This window comes from Pseudomonas helvetica (genome assembly GCF_039908645.1).
Lineage (GTDB): Bacteria > Pseudomonadota > Gammaproteobacteria > Pseudomonadales > Pseudomonadaceae > Aquipseudomonas > Aquipseudomonas helvetica.
Genome location: NZ_CP150917.1, coordinates 533,904 through 559,669, shown reverse-complemented (window position 1 = coordinate 559,669; position 25,766 = coordinate 533,904). Strand labels below are relative to the sequence as shown.

General features: G+C 59.6%; 22 protein-coding genes and 1 riboswitch. Of the genes, 7 read left to right on the top strand and 15 right to left on the bottom strand.

Annotated elements, in window-relative coordinates:
- Window positions 1-87: 87 nt before the first annotated feature.
- Window positions 88-193: riboswitch (TPP riboswitch) on the bottom strand.
- 196 nt (window positions 194-389) lie between these two features.
- The gene (locus AABM55_RS02430; RefSeq protein WP_103316327.1) at window positions 390-1,829 is read left to right on the top strand and encodes a TolC family outer membrane protein; all 1,440 of its coding nucleotides are present in this window, start codon (window positions 390-392) and stop codon (window positions 1,827-1,829) included.
- Between the two features lie 57 nt (window positions 1,830-1,886).
- On the opposite strand, the gene waaA is transcribed toward AABM55_RS02430, so the two are convergent.
- Together waaA and AABM55_RS02420 are read right to left on the bottom strand one after the other, a co-directional pair.
- On the bottom strand, window positions 1,887-3,161 hold the full coding sequence (gene waaA, locus AABM55_RS02425) for a lipid IV(A) 3-deoxy-D-manno-octulosonic acid transferase (protein WP_347928726.1): 1,275 nt from the start codon (window positions 3,159-3,161) through the stop codon (window positions 1,887-1,889).
- Between the two features lie 23 nt (window positions 3,162-3,184).
- Window positions 3,185-4,075, bottom strand: a complete 891-nt coding sequence (locus AABM55_RS02420; protein ID WP_054595324.1) for a LysR family transcriptional regulator — start codon at window positions 4,073-4,075, stop codon at window positions 3,185-3,187.
- Between the two features lie 103 nt (window positions 4,076-4,178).
- Here AABM55_RS02420 and AABM55_RS02415 point away from each other — a divergent pair, with 103 nt between their 5' ends.
- From AABM55_RS02415 to AABM55_RS02400, 4 genes are all read left to right on the top strand, one after another.
- Window positions 4,179-4,511 carry a multidrug efflux SMR transporter gene (locus tag AABM55_RS02415; protein ID WP_019691475.1) on the top strand — a complete coding sequence of 111 codons (333 nt, stop codon included), beginning with the start codon at window positions 4,179-4,181 and terminating at the stop codon, window positions 4,509-4,511.
- 251 nt (window positions 4,512-4,762) lie between these two features.
- Window positions 4,763-5,938 carry an FAD-dependent oxidoreductase gene (locus tag AABM55_RS02410; RefSeq protein ID WP_347928725.1) on the top strand — a complete coding sequence of 392 codons (1,176 nt, stop codon included), beginning with the start codon at window positions 4,763-4,765 and terminating at the stop codon, window positions 5,936-5,938.
- A complete protein-coding gene (locus AABM55_RS02405; RefSeq protein WP_347928724.1) occupies window positions 5,935-6,747 on the top strand; it encodes an aldo/keto reductase in 813 nt (270 codons plus the stop codon). Before AABM55_RS02410 ends, AABM55_RS02405 begins: the two co-directional genes overlap by 4 nt.
- Before the next feature lie 43 nt (window positions 6,748-6,790).
- On the top strand, window positions 6,791-7,756 hold the full coding sequence (locus AABM55_RS02400) for a hypothetical protein (RefSeq protein WP_054595321.1): 966 nt from the start codon (window positions 6,791-6,793) through the stop codon (window positions 7,754-7,756).
- Between the two features lie 152 nt (window positions 7,757-7,908).
- Here AABM55_RS02400 and hldE read toward each other — a convergent pair whose 3' ends face one another.
- The 5 genes from hldE to AABM55_RS02375 form a co-directional block, all read right to left on the bottom strand.
- Window positions 7,909-9,330 (bottom strand): bifunctional D-glycero-beta-D-manno-heptose-7-phosphate kinase/D-glycero-beta-D-manno-heptose 1-phosphate adenylyltransferase HldE, encoded by a 1,422-nt coding sequence (hldE, locus tag AABM55_RS02395; protein WP_054595320.1) that lies wholly within the window; start codon window positions 9,328-9,330, stop codon window positions 7,909-7,911.
- 103 nt (window positions 9,331-9,433) lie between these two features.
- A complete protein-coding gene (cysC, locus tag AABM55_RS02390; RefSeq protein WP_054595319.1) occupies window positions 9,434-10,045 on the bottom strand; it encodes an adenylyl-sulfate kinase in 612 nt (203 codons plus the stop codon).
- Window positions 10,038-10,742 carry a sulfotransferase family 2 domain-containing protein gene (locus AABM55_RS02385; protein ID WP_054595318.1) on the bottom strand — a complete coding sequence of 235 codons (705 nt, stop codon included), beginning with the start codon at window positions 10,740-10,742 and terminating at the stop codon, window positions 10,038-10,040. The genes cysC and AABM55_RS02385 overlap by 8 nt, the downstream gene beginning before the upstream one ends.
- Window positions 10,743-10,929: 187 nt before the next feature.
- Window positions 10,930-12,738, bottom strand: coding sequence for a lipid A export permease/ATP-binding protein MsbA (gene msbA, locus AABM55_RS02380; protein ID WP_347928723.1), 1,809 nt, complete (start codon window positions 12,736-12,738; stop codon window positions 10,930-10,932).
- Window positions 12,739-12,753: 15 nt separating this feature from the next.
- Complete coding sequence (locus tag AABM55_RS02375; protein WP_347928722.1) at window positions 12,754-13,926, bottom strand: O-antigen ligase family protein; 1,173 nt, start codon at window positions 13,924-13,926, stop codon at window positions 12,754-12,756.
- A 109-nt stretch (window positions 13,927-14,035) separates the two neighbouring features.
- On the opposite strand from AABM55_RS02375, the gene AABM55_RS02370 reads away from it, so the two are divergent.
- Window positions 14,036-14,641, top strand: a complete 606-nt coding sequence (locus AABM55_RS02370) for a toluene tolerance protein (protein ID WP_054595315.1) — start codon at window positions 14,036-14,038, stop codon at window positions 14,639-14,641.
- Here AABM55_RS02370 and AABM55_RS02365 read toward each other — a convergent pair.
- The 6 genes from AABM55_RS02365 to AABM55_RS02340 all read right to left on the bottom strand — a co-directional run bounded on the left by AABM55_RS02365 (window position 14,627) and on the right by AABM55_RS02340 (window position 22,044).
- Window positions 14,627-15,730 carry a glycosyltransferase gene (locus tag AABM55_RS02365; RefSeq protein WP_347928721.1) on the bottom strand — a complete coding sequence of 368 codons (1,104 nt, stop codon included), beginning with the start codon at window positions 15,728-15,730 and terminating at the stop codon, window positions 14,627-14,629. The two genes, AABM55_RS02370 and AABM55_RS02365, sit on opposite strands and share 15 nt — an antisense overlap.
- Window positions 15,731-15,811: 81 nt before the next feature.
- Window positions 15,812-16,768, bottom strand: a complete 957-nt coding sequence (locus tag AABM55_RS02360; RefSeq protein WP_347928720.1) for a glycosyltransferase — start codon at window positions 16,766-16,768, stop codon at window positions 15,812-15,814.
- Window positions 16,769-16,852: 84 nt separating this feature from the next.
- Complete coding sequence (locus AABM55_RS02355) at window positions 16,853-18,280, bottom strand: PIG-L family deacetylase (protein ID WP_347928719.1); 1,428 nt, start codon at window positions 18,278-18,280, stop codon at window positions 16,853-16,855.
- Window positions 18,277-19,173 carry an antimicrobial resistance protein Mig-14 gene (locus AABM55_RS02350; protein ID WP_216744726.1) on the bottom strand — a complete coding sequence of 299 codons (897 nt, stop codon included), beginning with the start codon at window positions 19,171-19,173 and terminating at the stop codon, window positions 18,277-18,279. The genes AABM55_RS02355 and AABM55_RS02350 overlap by 4 nt, the downstream gene beginning before the upstream one ends.
- Window positions 19,173-20,303, bottom strand: a complete 1,131-nt coding sequence (locus tag AABM55_RS02345) for a glycosyltransferase (RefSeq protein ID WP_347928718.1) — start codon at window positions 20,301-20,303, stop codon at window positions 19,173-19,175. The genes AABM55_RS02350 and AABM55_RS02345 overlap by 1 nt, the downstream gene beginning before the upstream one ends.
- On the bottom strand, window positions 20,287-22,044 hold the full coding sequence (locus AABM55_RS02340) for a carbamoyltransferase (RefSeq protein ID WP_054595310.1): 1,758 nt from the start codon (window positions 22,042-22,044) through the stop codon (window positions 20,287-20,289). Before AABM55_RS02340 ends, AABM55_RS02345 begins: the two co-directional genes overlap by 17 nt.
- Window positions 22,045-22,559: 515 nt before the next feature.
- On the opposite strand from AABM55_RS02340, the gene AABM55_RS02335 reads away from it, so the two are divergent.
- A complete protein-coding gene (locus tag AABM55_RS02335) occupies window positions 22,560-22,931 on the top strand; it encodes a DUF6124 family protein (RefSeq protein ID WP_054595309.1) in 372 nt (123 codons plus the stop codon).
- A 551-nt stretch (window positions 22,932-23,482) separates the two neighbouring features.
- Here the strand turns inward: AABM55_RS02335 and AABM55_RS02330 are convergent.
- Together AABM55_RS02330 and AABM55_RS02325 are read right to left on the bottom strand one after the other, a co-directional pair.
- A complete protein-coding gene (locus AABM55_RS02330) occupies window positions 23,483-24,922 on the bottom strand; it encodes a lipopolysaccharide kinase InaA family protein (protein ID WP_347928717.1) in 1,440 nt (479 codons plus the stop codon).
- A complete protein-coding gene (locus tag AABM55_RS02325) occupies window positions 24,922-25,674 on the bottom strand; it encodes a lipopolysaccharide kinase InaA family protein (protein WP_054595306.1) in 753 nt (250 codons plus the stop codon). Before AABM55_RS02325 ends, AABM55_RS02330 begins: the two co-directional genes overlap by 1 nt.
- Between the last annotated feature and the right edge of the window lie 92 nt (window positions 25,675-25,766).

The window sequence follows — 25,766 nt, the reverse complement described above, 5'->3', positions numbered from 1 at the left end:
TCCAGCTGGATGAGTGCTGTGCTGAGTGCACGAGGGTTGTTCGATTGTCGAACAACATCCCGGACGAAGCACAAGAGGACTCGCCGGGTGACGAGAAATCTTGTTCCCTACGCAGGCTTAAACCTGATCAGGTTCAACGGGATCCGAAATTATTCGATCTCAGCCTCATAGCAAGGCACCCCGACAAGAACCCGGCCAGTCTAGACACAACTGGCAAAGAACGCCAACACCGGTGCATACAGCGTGATGAATGGCGTAATTACAGGATTGTTGCCGCAGGTTGGCGCATCTACACTCGCAGCGCCATGCTGCGCCTTGACGCTGCCGGGCGTGCGCCGTAGCCTTGGCGCTCAAATTACCACTGTAATATTCACTCTAGGGATCGCCTCATGCTGCGCAAACTCTCACTGGCTCTTGCCGTGTCTTGTGCGTCCAACGGAATGGCCTGGGCAGCAGAAGCGCCATTATCGAGCAATACCGATTTGGTCAGCGTCTACCAGGAAGCTGTCGACAACAACGCCGACCTGGCCGCCGCCCGCGCCCAATATGGCGCGCAAAAGGAAGTCGTGCCCCAGGCCCGCGCCGGTCTGCTGCCGAACCTCTCGGGAAGCGCCGAGGTCGCCGATGTCCGGACGAAAATCGACCAACCATCGGCTATTGCCAATCGCAGTGCCCACTTCTATCAAGCAACGCTGGCCCAGCCGTTGTTCCGCGCCGATCGCTGGTTCCAGCTCCAGGCAGCCAAGGATGTCAACGAGCAAGCGGCGTTGCAACTTTCGGCGACCGAGCAGAACCTGATCCTGCAAAGCGCCGAAACCTACTTCAACGTGCTGCGCAGTCAGGACAACCTTGCCTCGACCAAGGCCGAGGAAGCCGCGTTCAAGCGCCAGCTCGATCAGTCCAATGAGCGTTTCGATGTCGGCCTCTCGGACAAGACCGACGTGCTGCAATCGCAAGCCAGTTACGACACCGCGCGCGCCAACCGGATTCTCGCCCAGCGCCAGGTGGATGATGCGTTCGAAGCACTGATCACCCTGACCAACCGTCAGTACAACTCGATTCAGGGCATCGTCCACACCTTGCCGGTCCTGCCGCCAGCGCCGAACGACGCCAAGGCCTGGGTCGACACTGCCGCCAAACAGAACCTCAATCTGCTGGCCAGCAACTACGCAGTCAGCGCCGCAGAAGAAACGCTCAAGCAGCGCAAGGCCGGCCACGCACCGACCCTCGACGCCGTGGCGCAGTACAAGACCGGTGACAACGATGCGCTGGGCTTCAGCAACCCGAGCGCCTTTGGTCAACCGTACGGCGGCACCGTCTCGCAAAGCACGGTCGGCCTGCAATTGAACATTCCGATTTACAGTGGCGGGCTGACCAGCTCGCAGGTTCGCGAGTCGTACTCGCGCCTGGACCAAAACGAACAGCAACGCGAAGCACTGCGTCGGCAAGTGGTGGAAAACACCCGCAACCTGCACCGTGCGGTGAACAGTGATGTCGAGCAGGTGCAGGCACGTCGCCAGTCGATCATCTCGAACCAGAGCGCGGTGGAAGCCACGGAGATCGGTTATCAGGTAGGCACGCGCAATATCGTCGACGTACTCGACGCCCAGCGCCAGCTGTACACCTCGGTGCGCAACTACAACAACAGCCGCTACGACTACATTCTCGACAACCTGCGCCTGAAGCAGGCGGCCGGCACCCTGAGCCCAGGCGACTTGCAGGACCTGAAGCGTTATCTCAAGGCCGACTACAACCCGGACAAGGACTTCCTGCCCCCGGACCTGGCCAAAGCTGCAGCGGAACAGCTGAAGGCCAATCCCGGCCAGTAAAAAACCAACCCTTTGGTGAGGGAGCACGCTCCCTCACCAAAGGTGTCAGGTTCAGAATCAGTTGATCAACCGCCCCAACCCATCCAGCAATCGCTGCAAGGCGCCCTGATTGGCGCGCATCACGTTCAGCCCCGCCTCTGCCATCCGCTGCGCATCGCGTGGCAATTCAAACAGTCGCTGCACCGCCAGCGCCAGCCCGTGGGCGTCATCCACTTCCTGCAACGCCTGGGCACTGCGCATCAATGCAGCGATCTCAAGGAAGTTGAACAGGTGCGGCCCGCTCAGCACCGGCTTGGCCAGCGCCGCCGGCTCCAGCAGGTTATGCCCGCCATTCGGCACCAGGCTACCGCCGACGAACGCACTGTCGGCCAAGGCGTAGAGAAACAGCAACTCGCCCATGGTGTCGCCGAGCAGCACTGAGGTGCTGGCGCTGACCGCTTCACCGGTCGAACGACGGATCGTGTTGAAGCCTTGCTGCTGACAGAGCTCGAACACCGGATTGAAACGTTCGGGGTGACGCGGCACCAGAATAAGCAGCGCATCCGGATGGCTGGCAAGCAATTGTCGATGCGCCGCCAGCACCACTTCGTCCTCACCTTCATGGGTACTCGCGGCGATCCATACCGGACGCTCGACCGCTTGCCATTGCTGACGCAACTCGGCGGCCCGTTGCAGCAACTGGGGATCGATGCGCAAATCGAACTTGATCGAACCGGTCACTTCGACCGTTTCGGCGCGCGCGCCCAGCTGCCGAAAACGCTCAGCCTCGGCTTCGGTCTGCACCGCGAACAGACTCATTTCGGCCAGCATCGGCTGCGTCAGCTTGCCGAAACGGCCATAGCCTTTGGCCGAGCGTTCCGAAAGCCGGGCATTGGCCAGCGCCACCGGAATCCCGCGTTTGGCGCACTGATGAATGTGGTTGGGCCACAACTCGGTTTCCATGATCACCGCCAGTTTCGGCTGAACCCGGTCGAGAAACCGCGCCGCCGCACACGGCAGATCGTAAGGCAGGTAGCAGTGCTGGATGCGTGGTTCGTTAGCGAACATTGCGTGAATCCGCTCGGACCCGGTCGGGGTCATACAGGTCACGGTGATCGGCAGCTGTGGATAACGTTCGAGCAACCCGCGAATCATCGGGGCAGCGGCAATGCTTTCGCCAACCGACACCGCATGTACCCAGATGCCGCCAGGTTTCATCACCGGCAAGCCGATGGAGAAGCGCTCGCCGATACGCTTGGCGTACGCCGGTGCCTTGCGCGAGCGCAGCCACAGCCGAATCGCTACCAGTGGCAGCCCCAGGTAAAACAGCGCGGTGTAGAGAGTTCTATTCATGGCGGCGGAGTTTATCGGCTTTTTTAGCCGATCGCCTGCAAGTGCACGGCAAAACGTTCCGCCAACCAACGCGCCGCCGGTCCCAGCGGTTCATCACGCCGCCAGACCAACTCCACCACCAACGCTGGCGGGGTCCATTCGCTGACCAGTTCGACCATCTGCCCTTGATACGCCGGGTACTGCACCACATGCCGCGGCAGCCAGCCCCACCCCAGGCCACGCATCAGCCACTCGGCGAGCACGTAGAAACTGTCGGCGCGCCAGACTTGCGGGCTGGCTTGTTCACTGCCGGGGTAGACGCTGGAATGCGTGGCCATCAACAGTTGCCGGTGTTGCGCCATCTGCTGGCAATTGACCTGCCCTTCTACGGCCAGCGGATGCCCGACTCCGCACACCGTGACCATCTCGACGCTGCCCAGCACTCGACGTTCCAGGGCTTCGGGAATCTGCTCGTGATAAAACAGCAAGCCCAGATCGGCCCGGCGCTCCACCAGTTTGCGCGCCACATCGCCCTGAGCGGCGCTGGCCAGTTGCACTTCCAGACTGGGAAATTGCTCGGCCAATGCTTCGAGGCTGTCGAGCACCGGCTGATAAGGCATGGCCTCATCCTGCGCCAGACGCAGCCGCGCTTCCTGACCGCGCATCAACGCCAGCGCCCGCCCATTGAGACGCTCACACTGGCGCAGCACTTCTCGCGCTTCTTCGAGCAACGCGCTGCCGGCCTCGGTCAAGCGCGGCTGGCGGCCGCTACTGCGATCAAACAGGTTCAGGCCAAGGTCTGCTTCAAGCAGTGCTATTGCACTGCTGACCGCCGACTGCGCCTTGCGTTGGTCCCGCGCGACCGCCGAAAACGAACGCTGCTCGGCCACGCTGACGAACAAACGCATCTGCTCCAGATTCCATAACACACTCATGGCTCAACCCATCTTCAAATCAGATAGGTAATGACTTTACCCCATCTCGAAAGCCTCTAGAATGCCGACCTCATCAAGCAGGCCAAAATACGAGGATCACACCATGAACGCTTACTACCTCCTGGCTATCGCCATCTGCGCCGAAGTGATCGCCACCGTATCGATGAAAGCGGTCAAGGGCCTGAGCACACCACTCCCTTTGCTGTTGATCATTGTCGGTTACGGCATCGCGTTCTGGATGCTGACCCTGGTGGTGCGCACCATTCCGGTTGGTGTCACCTACGCGGTATGGGCCGGCATGGGCATCGTGATGGTCAGCATCGCGGCGCTGTTTCTCTACGACCAGAAACTCGACATCCCGGCCATGCTCGGTATGGCGCTGATCGTCCTGGGCGTGGTGGTCATCCAGCTGTTCTCGAAAACTGCCGGACACTAAAGCCAGATACCAGTCCATTGTGGCGAGGGAGCTTGCTCCCGCTGGGTCGCGAAGCGGCCCCAAAACCTGATATCGAGGCTTGGGGATAGACCGCATTGGTTCATTTGCGGCTGCTGCGCACCCGAGCGGGAGCAAGCTCCCTCGCCACAGGTTTGTGCGTGGCCTGACCAACCACCTATTGATCGCCAGCAAAACCTCTATTCGTCGAGTCTGTATACTGCGCCTCTAGTCCTGAACTCTGAGGTCGCTGCATGCCATCCGTTATTTCCACCGACGTACTGATTGTCGGCGCTGGTGTCGCCGGCCTCTGGCTGAACGCACGCCTGCGTCGTCAGGGTTTCTCGACCGTGCTGGTGGAAAGTGCCAGTCTCGGCGGCGGACAGAGCGTGAAGTCCCAGGGGATTATCCACGGCGGCGCCAAATACGCGCTGCATGGTGCGTTGACCGGCGCCTCCGAAGCGATTTCCGACATGCCGCGCCGTTGGCGTGCAGCCTTGGCCGGCGACGGCGAGCTGGACCTGTCCGGCGTGCGTCTGCTGTCCGAAGCCCACTATTTGTGGTCCCCCGGCACCCTCGCCGGCAACCTCACCAGTTTCTTCGCCAGCAAAGCGGTGCGCGGTCGGGTTGATCAGGTCAAAGGCGAGCAGCTGCCGCCGGCCCTGCAAGACAAGCGCTTCAAGGGCAAGGTCTATCGCCTGGCGGAACTGGTGGTCGATGTGCCAAGCCTGATCGGACGTCTGGCTGAGCTTGCCGGTGACGGCCTGCTGGCCGGGCAGAAGATCGAGCCACTGCTGGAAAACGGCGAACTGGTCGGCCTGCGCGTTGACGAGCGTGAGATCCGTGCACAGCGCATCGTTCTCAGCGCTGGCGCTGGCAACGCTGACTTGCTCACGGCGCTCGGCCTGAGCCAGCCAGCCATGCAACGTCGACCGCTGCACATGGTCATCGTCAAAGGCCCAAGCCTGAAACCGCTCTACGCCCACTGCCTGGGCGGCGGGTCGAAGCCGCGCATCACCGTCACCACCCACCCGGCCGCCGATGGTCAATGGATCTGGTACCTTGGCGGTGATATCGCCGAAGCCGAAGGCGTGGCTCGCGAACCCGCCGCGCAAATAGCCGCCGCGCAGAAAGAACTCGGCAACCTGTTGCCGTGGGTCGACCTCAGCCAGGCGCAATGGGCGACCTTGCGGGTCGAGCGCGCCGAGCCACTGCAATCGGGCCTGAGCCGACCCGACAACGCCTTCCTCGCCGAGCAGGATCGCCTGCTGGTGGGCTGGCCGACCAAACTGGCGCTGGCACCGGACTTCGCTGACCGGGTAATGGCGTCGCTGCAACGCGACGGCATCCAGCCAAGCCATCCGGCGCCGTTGCCAACCCTGCCAAAACCGCCGATGGGCGTGCCTGCCTGGGAGCAATTGCTGCCATGAGCCAAGCCACCCTGCACGATCTGCGTCGCCCGCTGGGCAGTACTGGCCTGCTGGTTTCGCCATTGGGCCTGGGCACGGTGAAACTTGGTCGCGACCAAGGGGTGAAATACCCCAACGGCTTCCAGATCCCGGACGATGACGAAGCGCGCAGGCTGCTCAAGCTGACCCGCGAGCTGGGCATCAACCTGATCGACACCGCCCCCGCCTATGGCCGCAGCGAAGAACGCCTCGGCCCGCTGCTGCGCGGTCAGCGTCAGGAGTGGGTGATCGTCAGCAAGGTCGGTGAAGAATTCGCCGACGGCCTGTCGCACCACGACTTCAGTGCTGCCCACACGCGCTTTTCCATCGAGCGCAGCCTGAAACGCCTGGAAACCGACTTCATCGACCTGGTGCTGGTGCATTCGGATGGTAACGACCTGGCGATTCTCAACGACTGTGAGGTCTACCAGACCCTCGCCGAGCTCAAGCGCGAGGGCAAGATTCGCGGGTTCGGGTTTTCCGGCAAAACTGTCGATGGTGGGTTGAAGGCTCTGGAACAAGGTGATTGCGCCATGATCACCTACAATCTCAACGAGCAGGCCGAGCGGCCGGTCATCGACTACGCTGCTGCCCACGGCAAAGCCATTCTGGTGAAGAAGGCTCTGGCCAGCGGTCACGCCTGCCTCAGCCCCGGCGTAGATCCCGTACGCGCCAGCTTCGAGCTGTTGTTTGCGCAACCCGGTGTCGCCAGTGCTATTGTCGGGACCATTAATCCGCTGCACCTCGCCCACAATGTGGCGACTGTTGCTCAAGTCCTACGTAGTCGTTGAACAGCCGCCACAGCGGCCGACCCCGACGCAAGAAGGAGCCGACATGCCGCGAACGCTCATAAGAAAGAATCCCAGCAACTTCAAGACCCTGCCGTTATACGTCGAAGCGACTCCCGAAGGCCTGAGTTATCAGAGTGTCGGCAGGCCGCTGAATTTCTCCCAGACCCTGCAACGTCGGCGCCCGGTCACGGTGGCCAATCCAGAGCACTTTTCGCTGGAGCTGGCCAACCTCGGCGTCTCGGTACGGCTGACTCTGCACTGGCAGAATCGCGATTACTGGGTGCTGGTCCGCCAGCGCCGTCAGGACCGTGGCGACGTGGTGCTCAAACTGATCTCGGGTTATGTGCCGGCTCACGAGCTGAACCTGCCGTTACACACGGCGATTCAGGAGATCGCCGAGGAATGCCTGCTGGAAACCCCCGAAGGCTGGCTTGGCGGGCGCTTCAATGACACCTGGCTGCCAGCGCCCTACGCCAGCGCGTTGCATTACCGCGAGGCGCTGCCGTTCCGCCTGACGCCGCTGTCTGGCGCTGCACGTCCGGTGCGCTGCGCCAACATGCAGTTGATCGAACGCCCACGAGCCTACGTGCATCTGCCCACGGCGTCGTTGCAGTTGATCTACGATTTACGCCTGGACGTGCCCAAGGAGACCAAGTCCCTGAGCCTGTTTCATGTCGATGAACGCCTTGAAGGCGATCAACTTGTCGCGCGACTGGATCGCAAGCGCCCCGACCTGTACCTGATGCCGCTTGAGGATGGCCAGCCGCTGCCCGAGCTCTATACCCTGAAAAAAGATCAGCTCTACCCGGCAAGCACACGCGGACTGTATCTGGCAGAAAGTTTTGCCCAACAGGAAGGCTGGCTGGTGCGTGACGAGCGGATTCGCTGGAAGGACTGGCTCAGGCAGCAAGGCTTGAGCCAACCGGGCAAGGTATCGGGTTTCAGCCGATTGACCGGCAAGGCCAAACTACTGCTGAAGAAAATCGTGCCACGCAAGGTGGCAAGATAGGACGAGACCACATAGCTGTGGCGAGGGAGCTTGCTCCCGCTGGGCCGCGAAGCGGCCCTAAAACCCGCCATTGAGTTTCTACAGATACACCGCGTTTGCTGGTTTTACGCCTGCTGCGCAGGCGAGCGGGAGCAAGCTCCCTCGCCACAGTTTCAGGTCTTGCGGATTTTTTCGACAATTGCGGTCGTCGAGCTGTTTTCCACCAGCCCCAGCACTTTCACTGTTCCGCCATAAGCGCTGACGATGTCGGCGCCGACCACTTGGTCGATCCCGTAATCGCCGCCCTTGACCAGCACGTCCGGCTTGACCTGTGCCAGGAGGTTTTCCGGAGTGCCTTCAGAGAAGCTGATCACCCAGTCCACCGCGCCCAGACCTGCCAATACCGCCATGCGTCGGTCAACACTGTTGATCGGCCGCCCAGGACCTTTCAAGCGGCTCACCGACGCATCGTCGTTGACCGCAACGATCAAACGATCGCCCTGCGCCCGCGCCTGCTCCAGGTAGGTCACATGGCCCGCATGGAGGATGTCGAAGCAGCCATTGGTAAAGACGATCTTCTCTTTGTGTGCACGCGCATCGTCGACGGCCAGCAGCAATTGCTCCAGGCCCAGGACACCCCGTTCGGAACCTTCTTCACGCTGAATCGCGCGACGCAACTCCGGAGCACTGATCGCTGCCGTACCCAGCTTGCCGACCACAATGCCAGCAGCCAGGTTGGCCAGGGCCACCGCGTGGGGCAGTTCTTCGCCAGCAGCGATCGCCGCCGCCAGGGTAGAAATCACCGTATCACCGGCACCGGTTACGTCGAACACTTCACGGGCCCGTGCGGGCAAGTGCAGCGCCGGATGATCAGGACGCAGCAAGGTCATGCCGTGCTCGCCACGCGTGACCAGCAAGGCGCCCAGATCCAGGTCATGCATCAGCTTCGCACCCTTGCTGACCAGATCGTGCTCATCGGCACAACCGCCAACAATGGTTTCAAACTCGCTGAGGTTCGGGGTGATCAGGCTGGCACCGCGGTAAATCGAGAAATCCTTGCCTTTGGGATCCGCCAGCACCGGAATGCCACGGGCACGTGCGGCCTGGATCAACACCTGGTGGTTCTTCAGCGCACCTTTGCCGTAGTCGGACAACACCAGCACCTTGATGCCTTCGAGCAGGCCGTCGACTTCAGCCCCGAGCGCCAGCGCGTCGGTGGCAAACGGTTCTTCGAAGTCGATACGCAGCAATTGCTGGTGACGACTCATGACCCGCAGTTTGACGATGGTCGGCTGATGCGCGATGCGCTGGAACAACGCCCGTACACCGGCGCCTTTTAGGCTATTGGTCAGGCTGTCGGCGGCCTCGTCATCACCGGTCACACCGACCAGGGACGCCGGCGCGCCGAGCGCGGCAATGTTCAAGGCAACGTTGGCAGCACCGCCCGGGCGGTCTTCGATTTGCTCGACCTTGACCACCGGCACCGGCGCCTCAGGAGAAATCCGTGAGGTACCACCATGCCAGTAACGGTCGAGCATGACATCGCCGACCACCAAGACAGGGGCTTGATCGAATCGCGGCATGGACAACTTCATGGTGCAACCCACATACAAAATGAACAGGGGCGCGATATTAGCACAGGGTGAACGCTGCCTAGTTCGACAGCTTCAACAGGTGTGCATTACGCCGCTACATTGTTCATTTTTTAAGCAAAACAGCCAGGACGTGCTGCACGGCGTCGGCCAGTACAACCTCGTCGGTGTTGATTTCGCAGTCCGCCTGCCGCGGTGCTTCATAAGGGCTGTCGAGACCGGTGAAGTCCTTGATTCGCCCCTGCAGTGCAGCTTGATACAAACCCTTGGGATCGCGCCGGGCGCAGATGTCGAACGGCGTGCTGACATATACCTCAAGAAACTCGTCCGTGCGGAACAACGCTCTGGCCGATGCTCGATCAGCCTGAAACGGCGAAATCGCCGAGACAATCACAATCAACCCCGCGTCGACCATCAACCGCGCCACTTCGGCAATACGCCGGATATTTTCCTTGCGCGCTGCAGCGCCCATACCTAGGTCATTGCACAAACCGTTGCGCAGGTTGTCGCCATCCAGCACAAAGGTGTGGCGCCCCTGCTCATTGAGCTGCAACTCGAGTGCATTGGCCAAGGTCGACTTGCCAGCGCCAGACAGCCCCGTCAGCCACAGGCAACACGGTTGCTGATGCTTGAGCGCTGCTCGGGCCGAGGGCGACAACGACAATGCAAAGGGGCGAATGTTCGACGAATGTGCAGCAATCAGCGGCGACTCATTCATAACCAAGCACCTCGTAATCACGCTGATAGGCACGCCGTACCAGGCGCCGTGTGCGCACCGAGCAAAAATCGCGTACGGGCTCAGCGCGACGCTCTTGCGAGATATTCAGATGAGGCAACGATGACGTCATGCCGAGATGCTGGCAGAGCAGTTGAAAGTCGCGTTCCAGGTGTTCCTGATAGCCGACGAAATCCATCGCCATGCGCCCCATGGAGTCATTCAAAAAGTCGGTTTGCGGTGCGAAATGAAGCTGTTTACGGAGGTTATCCGGGTGCAACCAATGCCCGACGAAATCATCAAAATCCCGGTAACTGTTGACCAACAGCCGCGCCGATTCATCCCGTTGCGGCAACTGCTTGCCGCGCAAATAGGCATAGGCGGAATAAACCCGCTCCAATGGATCGCGGACAAACGCAAACTTGAAACTGCGTGCGTAGTGTTCGGGAAACTGCTGTTCGTACCAGTACAGCGGCAGGTGTCCAGGCGCCCAACCATTGAACAACGCCGAGCACACGCTGCTGCCGGCACATTTCGGAACATGGATGAACAGGCATGAACGCTGCTGAAAGTGCGCAGGAAAAACAGTATTGCCTGACATCGACTTGTTCACGGCTTGCCGGTCAACGACCGACAAACGGCCCAGCAAAAAGGTACGCTGTGTTTTGGGGAGTAGTTTCCAGAGGTGACGTTGCAACATTCCAGTCCCCGCACGAGAAGGTTGTCCTTCCCGTTTGCATTCAAAATCGAAGCAGGAACCATAACAAGCACGGCACGCAGAATTATTTAGGCTTGGTCAAGTATGTAAAGGGCTGGATACAAATCGTCGGGCGCGTTGCGCGCCCGGGAGGCTGACAGGGTGAGCGATGCTCACCCTGGCGTCGAGCTCAGGCTATGTCCGCCGGAGAGGGTTCGTCCAGTCCCATGGCATGCAGACGCGAGTAGTACCCGCCTTGTGCCAGCAGTTGGGCGTGAGTACCGCGCTCGACAATTTCACCGTGGTCCATCACCAGGATCAGATCGGCCTTTTCGATAGTCGACAGACGGTGCGCGATCACCAGCGTGGTACGACCCTTCATGACCTTATCCAGCGCTGCCTGAATATGCCGCTCGGACTCGGTGTCCAGTGCCGAAGTCGCCTCATCGAGAATCAGCAACGGTGCGTTTTTCAACAAGGCGCGAGCAATGGCCAGACGCTGACGTTGACCACCGGACAGCAATACCCCGTTCTCGCCGACCTCAGTGTCCAGGCCGTTTGGCAACTGGGAGATGAAGTCCATCGCATAGGCATCTTGTGCAGCCTTCTCGATGTCTGCACGCGGAGCCCCGGCCAGATCACCGTAGGCGATGTTGTTGGCCACGGTATCGTTGAACAGGGTGACGTGTTGTGTGACCTGAGAGACATGCTTGCGCAGGTTACGCAGGCGATAGTCTTCGATCTCTACTTCATCGAGCAGTATTTGCCCCGTTTCATGATGGTAGAAACGCGGGATCAGGCTGGCCAGCGTCGACTTGCCGCTTCCCGAGCGTCCAACCAGTGCGATCATCTGCCCCGGTGTCGCAGTGAAGCTGATGTTTTTCAACACCTCGCGATCAGTGCCCGGGTAAGTGAAACTCAGGTTGTGTACATCCAGACGACCGCTGATACGCTCGCGCTCGATGGTGCCAGCATCGAGCTCCGGCTCGACATCGAGCTGTTCGAAAATGCTTTCAGCACCCGCCACGCCTTTCTGAATAGTCGAGCTGACTTCGGACAGCTGACGAATCGGCTTGGGCAACAGACCCGCAGCCGTAATGTAGGCCACCAGATCACCGGCCGTCGCATCACCACGCAGAAACAGCACCAGGAACATCAATGCGGCCATGGCGCTATAAATCACCAGTTGCAGTGCAGGGGTATAGATCGCACTGGTTCTGGTCATGCGCAATTGCTTGTCGGTGTTGCTCTGACTGGCTTTGGCGAAGCGCTGTTGCTCGTAGCTTTCACCACCGAAGCTGCGCACCACGCGATAGCCCTGAATGGTTTCGGACGCGACGTGAGTCACGTCGCCCATCGCCACCTGAATCTTCTTGCTCTGCTTGCGAAATTTCTTGCTGGTATTGCCGACCATGAAAGAAATCAGCGGCAGAATTGCCAGCATCACCAAGGTGAGCTTCCAGTTCATCCACAACAGGTAGCCGAACAGAAAAACTACGGTCAGACCTTCGCGAATCACCACTTTAATGGCGTCTGTTGCAGCACCGGTCACCATGGTCACGTTGAAGGTGATACGGGAAATCAGATGCCCGGAGTTGTGGGTATCGAAATAACGGTTAGGCAACACCAGCAGCTTGTTGAACAACTCCACCCGCAAGTCATGAACCAGACCCAGGGAAACCCTGGCCAGGTAGTAGTTACTCAGGAACGAACCAAGCCCTTGCCAGGCCGCGATCAAGATGATCAACAGCGGCACGGCAACCAGCAACTTCAACTCCCGCAGATACGGAGTGTGGGGAAAGAGCACTGCTTCAGGATTGCTCAAGCCATCGACGAAATATTTGAGAATCCCGGCCAGCATCGGCTGCGTGGAGGCAAATATCACAAAACCCACGATACTCAACAGGAAAATGCCAACGTAGGGTTTTACATACCCCAACAGTCGCAAATAGATTTTCAGGCTTGATTCCTGTTCCGCATTGGGCGGTGCTGCACTCATCGTAGAGCTCACTGATTAGGTTGAACGCGAAATTTTATCACAGGCTTTGTATTTGGCCTGTGTCCATACCAAAACGGTGGCGAGGCCAACCGGTAGCCAGCTGATGAACCATTCGGCTCGTGGCGATCCACTGATGCTGGCCGCATCGAATTGCATGGCCAGGAACGAGAACAGCCAGATCCCGATGACACCCTGACCATACAGCGTTTCACGGGCTCGCCATGCTTCACGCAATACCGCAAACCAGACCACACACCACAGCAAGAGCCCTGGCAGCCCCAATTCGATTGCAATATGGGTGAACAGGTTGTGCGCGTGATCAAATTCGACGCCTTCGGCAAGCACCGTGTAGCCAGACTCCAACCCCAGGCCACGCAAGGGATGTGCAGCGATCATGTTCAGACTGGCCATGAATATTTGAGGTCGGTACGAGGTACCGCGAGCCAGCACCAGCGGTTCGAAAAGCCAGAACGCCAGCATCGCCAGCACCAGTGCGCCAATAGCGATGGTGCAGCTACGTCGGTTGCGGCACCAAATGGGCATTGCCACCAGCGTCAGCAACAGCGCCAGAGCGGCGCCACGACTCTGGGACAGCACGACAAAGCCTGCGAGCAAACCCAGTGCAACCAACCAGACACCTTGCAGCCAACGGGTCCGGGGCACCCAATGGATCATCCAGACCGCCGCCACGCCCAGTACGTAACCGCCCAGAATCGGGTGACCCAACTCCCCCAACCCTTCAACGCGCGCGGTCCAGGTGTTGCCGTCGATCAGATAAAACTTGATGGCCGCCAACAGTGCACTCAATGCCAGGGCCTGGCCGCCCCATTGCATGACCCGCACGACACGCTCCGGACGGGCATTGGCAAATACCGGAAAAAACAACAGGAACACCACGATGTACAATATGCGTTTGGCGCCCCGTGTCAGGTCATCATCATGAGTCCACGACACGCTGATCAACGACCACAGCACCAGCCCGAGCAGCCCAAGACAAAACACCCGCTGTGTTTGCCAAAGCTCAAATAACCGAGCACGTGCCGACCAGGCAAAAAACATTGCCGGCAACCAGAGGAACACGGTCAACCCTTGCTGATAAAGCTTATTGGTCGGCGCAAAAGCAATGGCAGTCAAAAACCAGAACAATCCGGTCGTCATCCATACCTGCGCCCAACGCGTTTCCTGCATTGACCTTTCCTCGTTAAATCGTCCGATCGCCAAGCCGGCATGGTGAAAACAGCAACTTTTCGGCATCATTGATCGCCAATACGCCCGCAATTTCTACAAGGCTCTCTACATGCAATGCTTCCGGCTTCCACAAGCCGCTTTAAATCAGATGATTAAAGGCGCCAGAGTACTAGAAGCCGACAGCTTCGGCCCGAAAGTATTTCTTCTGCCGGACGGGAACATCCTCAAACTGTTTCGCCGCAAGCGGCTTCTCTCGTCGGCATTGTTTCGCCCCTATTCAAAGCGCTTCATCGACAATGCCGCCCGACTCGAAAAGCTCGGCATTCCTACCCTTCAGACACTCACACTCCATCAGCTGGATACCCCTGGCATGACGGCCGTGCTTTACCGTCCCCTGCCAGGAGAAACCCTGCGCCAGCTGGCAGACAAAAACGGCTTCGACTGGCAACAGACCCTGCCGGCGCTGACCGCATTCATCCGCGAACTCCATGCAGCCGGGGTCTACTTCCGCTCGCTGCACCTGGGCAACATCGTCGTGACTCCAGGCAACCAGTTCGGCCTGATCGACGTCGCCGACATGCGCTTCTTGCGGGGGCCGCTGCCGCAGCACCTGGTCAAGCGCAACCTGCAACACTTCGCACGGTATATTGATCGAGAGAAGCTGAACGAGAGCTTTCCGATGCAGACGCTGGAGCAAATCCTACTTTGCGCATGACAACAGCTTGCGGGCAACCTGGCTGAATTCCAGCCAGGCGTCGTCCGGTGAAAGTACAGTGAATTGAGCCGCAGCGACCGATTCAGAAGCGACACCAAGCGCCTGTATTAACGCCTCGCTCCAGGCGGTCACATCCTCTGGCGTGGCGTAACGGCCCGCCCCTGCCAATTGCTCGCGAAACACTGCCAAATCGCTGGACAGCACCGGGACACCGGCCATTACCGCCTCTTGCAGGATCAAGCCAAGACCTTCCTCAAGTGACGGGATCGCGATCCAGTCGAAAGCCCGAAAAAGCGTCGCTGCATCCTCAAGGTTTCCGGGTAACAGCACCTTGTCGCGCAACCCAAGCTGGTTGACTCGCACCTCCAGCGCAGCCCTTGCCTGACCTTCCCCGATAATCACCAGGCGCAACTGCGGGTGTTGTGTCAGCGCCTTGGCAAAGGCTTCGATCAGGCATGCAAAGCCTTTTTTGCCAACCAGGCGCCCTACAGCCCCCACGACAGGTGTGTTGTCGACGGGCAATTGCAGCCGAGCACGCGCCTGCTCACGAGAAAGCAACCGGGAACGAAAAGCCAGTGGATCGAGCGCACTGCGCAACGTGACGACGGGGATCTGTAAATCGGCCTCAAGTGCGTTGGCCAGGGTTTGCGAAACCGCCGCAAGGGTCAGCTGTGAAGCGGGAAATCGTGAAAGCAACTTGCGATCGGCTGCGCTGATCCGGGTCGCGCCATGAAAAAGCACCACCGCGCGCAACTGCGGCAGCTTCTTGAGGACCGGTAACAGGGCACGAGCCGTGCCTAAGCCGTCGAGCAACAGCACGCGCACGTCACTTTGATTCAGGGCGTAATAAAAACGCGCCTGCATCCATAGCGTCAGCAGCTTCCAGAAACGCCTGCCCTTGAGTTGATTGGAGGACAGATGCCACTCCCGCGTTTCACCGATTTCGGCGACACAGCCGCGCGCACTACCCTGCAACAGCCAGGTATTGATCGGTGTTGCGGGTTCTACCTGAGCAAGTATCTGCAGATGAACCTTGTGGACAGAGGCGTAGGCAGCCCCACCGGACCACATGACATTAAGGATACTCATCGAGCTGAAAGCCCTTTTTCACATCGGCTGATGGCACGTTTTATTATGATTTCGAGCACTTCCAATGATTTGAAAACCCTGTCAAATGCCCAGCTTCAGGCGTAACTGTTCGATCAGACTCAATGCGGCGCGAGGCCTCAAAGCCGGCTGGAGCTCTTCGACAATACGCTGACCAATACGTGCGAAGCTGAACTGACTGACCGCCAGATCGCGTCCGTTTCGGGCAATGATCGAAGCCAACTCAGGATCGGCACGCAGCCTGGCGAGTTTTTCCTGCAGTTGCGGGATATCCCGATAGAGCACCACGTTGTGCATATCCTGCAGCCCCAGAGCCCGAGTTTCCGCACCCCCCTGATCGAAGGCCAACAACACGCAGCCACAGGCCATCGCTTCAAAGTTCTTGATCATGAATTCGCCCATGCCAACGTCGGCACTGACGAAGAAGCGGATACGGTTGAGCGTGTCGCGATATTCGTCACCGGAATGGGTACGAGTCACTACCAAGGGTTCGACACCCGCCAACTCATCGAGCAGCGCTTTGCGACCGCTGTACGCCACGCTATTGGTACTGCCGACGAAGGCCAGTTCGATATCGCGCTCACGCCCCTGATCCTGCAACAGGGTCTGGTCATAGCCCTTGGGCACGAACACCGCGTCAAAGCCTTCATCGCGTAAACGCTTGGCGACCATGAAACCGGAACTGATCACCCGCGCCCACGGCAGGCGGCGGTAATGCGCACTGAACTTGCCGGTGTACTTGCAGGGAATGTAGTTCTGGTAGGCATCGTGTTCGAGAATCACCAGATTGGGAATCGTGCGAATGAACCCGACCTGGCGGATTTCCTGCTTGAACCGCAGGAAGAACACGATACGGTCATAGCGCGACACGTCCACTTCACGCCGAAAATAGCCACGCAGGTTGCGCTGTTCATCACTGCTCAACCAGCGCAGGTCGCATTCGCAATGAGCGGCCACACCTTCGTACAAACGGTCCAGAATGGCCCGCTGTTCTTTCTGCACCAGAAATAGAACCTTCATTGTCTTCCTTGCAGCATTGAACAGCCCGACAAAAACCTGAAATCACCCTTCCGCCCTGGCAGAAAGACTCCATGCGACAGCCATTTACAAACGCCAGAACAGCTCATGCCGACGCACAGCCTTGCGAAAAAACTCGTTCTCGCCGTAAGGCGAGCCTGAACGCCCTGCCAGCAGACGCTGCAAGCCGCGACGCATCCGGCGCTTGAACGGCGCACGCGGCTGCAAGTCATGCATCATCCCCAGCGCCATAGCCTTGTCACGCTGTTGCTCGATCGACAATACCAGGCAATAGGGTTGTAGCACCTGCGCCGGATCGAACACCGGCGGTAACGCAATCCCGGCCTCGGAATCACCCATTGGCCAGCGATCATTATCGTGCAGATGGTTCGCGTATCCGAGCAGTGTAGTCGGCTGCCACTCAAGCCCCTTCAAGGCTTCCAGCACCGCATGCTGTGCACAGATGTGATCGGGATGCGGATCCAGCGAGGAGTGCGGCAGGACGATCACTTCAGGGCGCGCCTTGAGCAGCAGTTCGCGCAGATCGGCCAGCAGGTTATTCCAGGTCGGTGCACCATCGCGGTCACCGGGCAACGCGAACGGATTAAGTTGGCGAAACAGTCGCGTGTCGTTCAGATTCGCTTCACGCGAGCCCACTGCTTGGTCCGGCGCCGCCTGCATGGCTGGCAATTGCAGGCAGAAATAGCCCAATTGCACACACTGCGATTCAGGTACGCCGGCCCAGCGCGGCACCGTAATGCTGTCCCAGGCGCGCAAGCGGCCTTTGATGCGCGACGCCTCGACGGCGTCCAGCCCCATCTGCCGATAGTGCCCGGCTTCAATTTCGCCAGCGGTCAACGTGACAATCCAGGCCTCGTCGGCCTGGCTGTACAAACCGAAAGCGGCCAGCTCCGCATCGTCGGCGTGAGGCGCGATCACCATCACTCGCTGACGGCGGTAATCAGGTTGTTCGAACGACCAGAGCACGGGTTCGCCGAGCAATCGGCAGAAACGCCCGCGCACACGCAAATCACCCTGCGACAGAACATGCGCCTGACCACTGAGATTGAGGTAACGCAGGCCGTCTACACCACGCTCGAAGGCTTGTCGGTCTGGATTATCGCCACCCGACAACTCGACTGCAGGATCGAAAAAGCGTCCCAGCCAGGTGCTTTTTACCCGCAGTGCCAGTACCAGCGTGGTGTCGTCGGTCAGGATGACGCCGTCATCGAGCAGCAGACGCGCACCCTCCAGCCGGACCTTGGGCTGCTGCGTGTAGGGCGGGAAGCTGTACTGGTAATCGTCCTTGGGCGAGTAAAACAAATGGTCGGCAAACCACGCCTCATGGGCAACCCAGGCCAGGACCGCGAGTACCAGCGGCAGCCACCAGGTGACCAGCAGGCCAACGGCAATCAACAGCAAGACACCGATCAACAGACCGATGCGCTTGTTACGTCGATGACGCTTGAGCAGTTGCTGCTTGCGATTGAGTGGCAGGCTCATGGTCTGGCTCATACGGTGAACACCGGCACAGGGTTGCACCAGCGGTCCTTGTATTCACGATCAGCCCGCCCGAAGGAAAAGCGCAGCGGCTTATCGATTGCCCGGGCGTGCTCCCAGGCGCTTTGGGTATTGAGAAAACTCAATACACTGCCTGGGCTGAACTCACGAGTCTCGGGGTCGACGCCACCGTTGATGTACTCGACGCTGATCCACTCTGGCGCTTCAACACGGTAGACCAACTGAATCGCAATCGGCGCATCGTTGAGGAAAATCACCGAGCCGATCATCAGCTCGCGCAGCAGCTCGAGCACCTCGCCCATGCGCGGCGCACCGGTTGCCGGAAATCCCCAGCGGCGCTGGAACAGATCGCAATAAATCGCCGCCAGTTCCTGACTGGAAAAGTCGCTGACCGGTCGTATTACGCCACCGGCCTCTTCCAGCAAGCGCAGTTCACGGCGCTGGTTGTAGCGAAACTTCTTCGACAGCTCTTCAGGTGTGCGGGCCATGGCCAGTTGTTCGGCTTGCAGCTTGAGACCGGCAAAGCGACCTTCATTCAGCGCCGACAAGTAGCGCCCGCGGTGCCGCAACAGCGCTTGCGCGTCGGCCGCAGCCGGCAGGATGAATTCAGCGTTGCCGAGATCGAACAAACCTTTCTTGCCGTTACGCTTGAGCACGTCCTTGGACAATGCCAGGTCGCGGCCCCAGGTCGGGATCGCGGCTTTCAGTTCGCCACCCTGTTCCCAGGCCAGGTAACGCACCGGGATATCGGCCAACTGTGCCAGGCGTTCGACCACCAGTGGATGCGTTGCGACGCTACCGCCAAAACGCTGCCAGGCATCGCGATACGTCGACGCATCGACAACGGACCAGCCACGCTCGCGCCAGCCTTGAAATCGGTTGAGCATCAGGCCCTCGCCGTCAGTTCAAGGACGTGCGGCAGACGCCAGAACGTCTCGTGCACTGCACGATCCGAGAAGCGCTCGCGCAGGCGATCAAGCATCATTTCGGCGCAGACCTGGTGCTCGTGCTGATTCATCACCGCCAGATGTTGCAGGCCCAGCGCCAAGTGCTCGACATCCCCCTGCGGGAACAAAATACCGACACCTTCGACCACCTCCGCAGCCCCGCCGCACGCGGTGGCCAGCAATGGCACACCGGCGGCCATCGCTTCGAGCAGCACCATGCCGAATGGCTCGTGGTCGGAACTCAGGGCAAACACATCGAAAGCCCGGAAGTAGCGACGCGCCTCCGGCACCTGACCGAGAAACAGCACACGGTCACCAATACCGATTTCACGAGCCAGATCCTTGAGCCGTTGCTCCAGACGTCCGGAGCCAAGAATCGCCAATTGACTGCCGACCGGCAAACGCGGCAAGGCCTGGGCAAACCCGCGCAGCAAAGTGGCCTGGTCCTTGTCCGGGTGCAGGCGACCGACGTTGCCGATCACCCACGCATCCGGCGACAGCCCCAAGGCGTCGCGCGCCTCATCGAAGGACACCTGAGTGGCCTGCAACGCGTCGACATCGATGCGGTTGTAGAGGGTTTGAATCCGCGCCGCCGGCCACTTCGGCAGACAACGGCGCATGTCGTCGCGGACCGCATCGGAAACCCCGAGCAGGCTTAGGCGCTTGCGAAAAATATGCGCGAACAGCTTGCGCGTCCGCCGCTGGTAATCGCCAAAGGCGTGGTGCACGCCGATTACCGGCAGCGGCGTTGCGAGCAAGGCGATGTAGATCGGCTTGAAACGGTGGGCGATACAAAAACTGAAATTGCGCGACTGGGCGATTTTGCGCAGATCGGCAATCGCCGAAAGCTTCAGGCCACGAATGGCCTTGGAGCTGTATTCCATGAACAGCACTTCATCAGACGCACAGCCCGCCGCAACGTCAGCATCGGCAACCCCGGTGAGAAACACCGTGGTCACTCGATAACCAGACCCTGCAAACAGGCTCGCGTACTGTCGGGCGCAGTCCAGGAACGGCCCGTCATAGCCGTGACAGAACTGCAGCACATGGCGTTCAGCCGAGCGTGTCATAAGCGTCCGCGCCGTCTTTGACCACCAGAATGTCTTCCATGATCAGATACTGTAGATCGGAGCCGAAGAACATGTTCAGGGCGTCGGTCGGCGAGCAGATCATCGGCTCGCCGCGGCGGTTCAGCGAGGTGTTCAGCGACACGCCGTTACCGGTCAGCACTTCCAGCGCTTTCATCATGTCGTAGTAACGCGGATTGTATTCGCGCTTGAGCACCTGGGCACGGGACGTACCGTCTTCATGGACGACTTCCGGCACGCGGGTTTTCCACTCTTCAGCCACTTCGAAGGTGAAGGTCATGAACGGTGCCGGATGATCGATCTTGATCATCTGCGGCGCCACGGTGTCGAGCATCGACGGGCAGAAAGGCCTCCAGCGCTCGCGGAACTTGATCTGATGGTTGATCCGGTCAGCCACGCCAGTGGCGCTCGGGCAACCGATGATCGAACGACCGCCCAACGCACGCGGACCGAACTCCATGCGCCCCTGGAACCAGGCCACCGGATTACCGTCGACCATGATTTTGGCGATCTTCTCCGGCATGTCATCGAGCTTGCGCCACTTGGGTGCGCTCGGGTGACGAGCACAAGCCGCGATCACGTCTTCGTTGCTGTACGACGGGCCGAGGTAAACGTGCTCCATCTTCTCGACCGGTACGCCACGGGCGTGGGACACGTAAGCCGCAGCACCCACCGCCGTGCCGGCATCGCCGGACGCAGGCTGTACGAACAACTCTTTGATGTCGTCGCGAGCGATGATTTTCTGGTTCAGCTTGACGTTCAACGCACAGCCGCCAGCAAACGCCAGCTTGCCGGTTTCCTTGAGCACGTCGCCCAGGTAGTAGTCGATCATCTGCAACGCCAGTTTCTCGAACAGCGCTTGCATGCTCGCGGCGTAATGGATGTACGGCTCGTCAGCGATATCGCCTTCGCGTTTCGGCCCCAGCCACTCGATCAGCTTCGGCGAGAAGTAGAAACCCTTGCCCTTTTCTTTGTAGCGACGCAGGCCGATGACGTTGGCGTAATCGGTGTTGATCACCAGCTCACCGTTTTCGAATGACGCCAGGCGGGAGAAATCATATTTGCTGGCGTCGCCGTATGGCGCCATGCCCATGACCTTGAACTCACCGTCGAGCATTTCAAAACCGAGAAACTCGGTGATCGCGCCGTACAGGCCACCGAGGGAATCCGGATCGAAGAATTCCTTGATCTTGTGGATCTTGCCGTTCTCGCCATAACCGAAGAAGGTCGTGGCGTACTCGCCCTTGCCGTCGATCCCGAGGATCGCGGTTTTCTCTTTGAAACCGGAGCAGTGGTAGGCGCTGGAGGCGTGAGCCAGATGATGCTCGACCGGCTGGATCTTGATTTTCTTCGGATCGAAGCCCAGTTGCTCGAGGCACCAGACAATCTTGTTGCGATAGCGCTTGTAGCGACGGTTGCCCATCAGGATCGCGTCAAGCGCGCGATCCGGGGCGTACCAGTAACGCTTGGCGTAGTGCCAGCGGGCCTTGCCAAACAGGCTGATCGGGGCAAACGGGATCGCCACTACGTCAACGTCGGAAGGTTTGATGCCAGCCTGTTCCAGACAGAACTTCGCCGATTCGTAAGGCATGCGGTTCTTTGCATGTTTATCGCGTACGAAGCGCTCTTCTTCAGCAGCCGCGACCAGCTTGCCGTCGATGTACAAGGCTGCGGAAGGATCATGGCTAAGGGCGCCGGACAGGCCAAGAATCGTCAATGCCACAGGGGTCTAGCCTCTTAAGTCTGCATGCAGGCGACAGGCGCCTGGAAATAATGTGTCCTCGCAAAAGGGCGAGAAACAGCTAAAGGGCGGGATTATAGCGTAAAGATGGCGGGAATGACCCAGAGGTTGTTTGACGCACAAAGTTCATATTCAACAGGACACAGCAAGCGACGACGGCAAAAAGAACGATGTTTATAAAGCCTGTAGGTTTCAGGGAAGCATCCGACATGTTTTTCAGGTTGCTGGTGGGAAGCCGCGTGACTAGTCTCTGGTGGTCGCTGCCAATTCAGCGACCGGGCGTCGCGGCCCGGATCAATCAAGGCGCATAGCGCCATCATTTCCTTTCAGTTGGCGCTTTTTTATCGTCTACTGCTTTGCGTTATGGCGGCTGTGCGCGGGATACCTTCGGGTATGCCGGGTTCCTTGATGCCCCGGTCCGCGAACCTGCGTACAGCTGCCACCTCCCATCGCGTCGCGGCGATCAGTGGCGGCTCCACTCATCAAGGAGCTTCACCATGCACAAAGTCACTCCAAATCCCCCTGAAACCCCAAGCACTTCCCCCTACGCCTCCAACGACTCGAAAAAACTCCACGACGCCGCCGAACGGGCGCTGGATCACTACCTCAAACCACCATTCGACAAGGGCAACTTGCCCGACAAACGTCCCTCCAACATCTTCGCGGTCATCCCTGATCTGGATAATGAGACGCTGTTGGCGCACGCCTCGGAAACCCTCGCCTCGGTCAATGTGCTGGCGAGCGACCTGGCCTTCGAGCTTGAAGGCACCCGCCGACATGTAGCGCTGGCAATTCAGCAGATGATCTCGTTGGGGGAATTGTTGGTGAACCGGGCACTGGATAATTTCGATCAGCCAGAAGCGCCGTAACACGCACGGTGGGGAGGGCCGCCCGGTCCGCCCCACCGTTTTGATCTGTATATATCCGCGAACGATCAAACGAGATCTAAGCCGTACGCGCTCCAACCACTCAGGCCGGCCGGTAGGCCGCCGTGCTTTGCTGTTGATTTTGATCCACCCGCCCCTATCGGGAGGCCGAGCGCAGGTGTTCATCAGGGGGTGGGCGCGCAGCGCCGTACGGCGCAGCCGGACACATCGAGAGGAGGTCGTCGCGAAGCAGACCGTAGGCGATGCCCCCTGATGGACACCGGAGTGAGGGGACGCCGAGCCTAGGCGAGGTGCCGTACGCTTGGGGCGAGCGTTTTTTTTGCTTACTTTTTTTAGGCGCTTGTAAAAAAAGTGAGTCGCCGTCAGGCGAAACCGCAAGCGGCCGTTACCGCAGGAATGGATATGTACACCTGCAAGAGATGGGTCGGCTGTCAGGCCGTCATCGCGAGCAAGCTCGGCTCCCACAGTAGATCTATGTACATCTGCGAGAGGTTGGTCGGCTGTCAGGCCGCCATCGCAAGCAAGCTCAGCGCCTACACATTCTTGGGCAACCGCTGATCAATCACCCGATACAGCGCACTGCCCTCAGGCCAGTTACGCATAAACCGCGCCCGATCCCGCGCATACGCCGGAGCAAAACTACTCAGCGAACCGTGCTGACACATCGAATCCAGATCGATCAACGACCAGCGATCCTTGTCCCAAAACAGATTATGCCCCTTGAAATCCCCATGACTGATCCGCTCGCGAATCAGCTCGGCAAACAAATGATCCAGCGCCAGCAACTCAGCTTCAGGCGCCTCACCACTCTCAACGAACGGCGCAAAGCGCTCAATAATGTCCGGCCCCGAAAGGTACTCGGTAATCAGATAGGCCCGACTGCGCAGCCAGAAAAAACGCTTCTCCAACAGCGCCAACGGCTTGGGCGTAGCGATACCGAGGAACCCCAGGCGATGCCCCTCGCGCCATGAATGCCAGGCGCGACTCGGGCGCCAGAAGCGCTTGAACCAATGGGCAACGCCCTTGATGTTGTAGCGCTTGACCAGCAGCGTGCGCCCCGCCACCTCGACCTTGCCAACACTCGCCGCACCACCGGTCTTGTACAGATGCCCCTGATCGAGCAACGCATCGGCCTGCGCCAATACCGGCAACATGGCCGCTTCTTCCTCGCGACGAATCGCGCGCAAACCGAACGCCCCGCGCTGCACACTGAACAACGTGCATTCGCGGCCGACCTTGATCAGGAAGTCTTTCAAACGCCAACTGCGGACCTTGTCGACCTGCTTCTGCAAAGCTTCCAGTGGCAAGGCATGCTCGCCGTTACTCAACAGGTAATACACCAGCAATTCTTCGGTGAACGGCTCAAGCGACTTGGGCAACTGAGCGAAAAACACCCCGAGGTTCTCCAGGACTTTTTGTCGAGACAACGGCTGACCAGCCTGCTCGACCCGAATCCCCGCACCGTCGATCAAATACAGTTGGCCGTCGTGGCGCAACAGGTTGTCCAGGTGCAAGTCTTCCTGCCACAAGCCCTTGCTGTGCAATTGACCGATGGCGCCCAGCGCCTCGGCCAACACCGCCGCTTGCTCGTCCGCCAGCGCCGGCAGCGCTTCGACCTGCTTCCAGGCATCGCCGAGGCTTTCAGCGCCTTCGAGGAAATCGAACAGCAGCCAGCCGCCCTCGCCATCCTTCAGGCCATCGGCCAGCAGCCTCGGTGTGGTCAGGCCTTGAGCGGCGAGCAGACGGACACCGTCCAGCTCACGCTGAAAATGCCGCGCTGCCTTGCTGCCCACCAACAGTTTGGCCAGCACCGGACGCCCACGCCAAACAGCGGCGCCCACGTAACGCTGGCCCGGCAAAACCCGCAACACGCTGAGCAGTTGCAACTGCGCCGGGCCTGCGGCGTCCGCCAGCTCGATGCTCAATGGCAAGTCTGGCGTACGACCGGCGCTTTTCAGTTCAGACAAACGCATCAACGCGTCTCCTTGTGGCTGCGTCGAGCGATCAGGCGCTGCACCCAACGCTCGACCTGCGGGCTATTCGCCGACTGATTCAGATAAGTTGCCAGCAACAGCCGCACCTCCTCGCAAGTCCAGACCGGCGCCCGGCGTACCAACGGCTCCAGATCCTTGATCCGGTCGCGCTGACCAAACAGCAGCGGCCGGGTTTTCTCCAGATCGATCAGTTGCGCCTGATAACCATCGCCAGCAGGCCGCAAAAAAATGTGCTTGGGATAAAAGCAGCCGTGCACTTGACCCACATCGTGCAGCCGACGTGCAAGCCGCGCACAGGCACGCAGAATCCCCGCCTGCTGCGCATCACTGAGACCCGACCACTGCTCCAGCAGCGAATCCAGATCATTCCAGCCGTCCAGTGCACGCGTCAGCAGAATCGCCCGAACTTCACCCTCTAGCTTGCGCTCACCAAAAAATACCGCCTGCAGCGCTGGAATTCCCAACTGTTGGTAGCGGCTGATGTTACGAAACTCACGGGCAAAACTGGGCTCGCCAAACGGCCGGAACAAGGACCGCGTCAAGTAGTTGCTCTGTCGTTTGAGGTAGTAACCATTACCCTCAAGATCCAGCCTGAAAACGCTGCTCCAACCGTCTTGTGACGTGTTCGGCTCATCCACTGCATCGAGCCGCCTGGTCCATAGGGCATCGAACCCGTCGAGGCCATGACGCTCCAGCAGTTCGCGGTCGTCAGTGGCCAGAAAATCAGTCATTCGTATCCCTTGAGAGTCTCACGCTCTTCCGGTTCCGGCGCGTGTCGAAGGCCTTGAGTCGAGACTCTTGGCAGTACAGCAGTTTCAGGCTC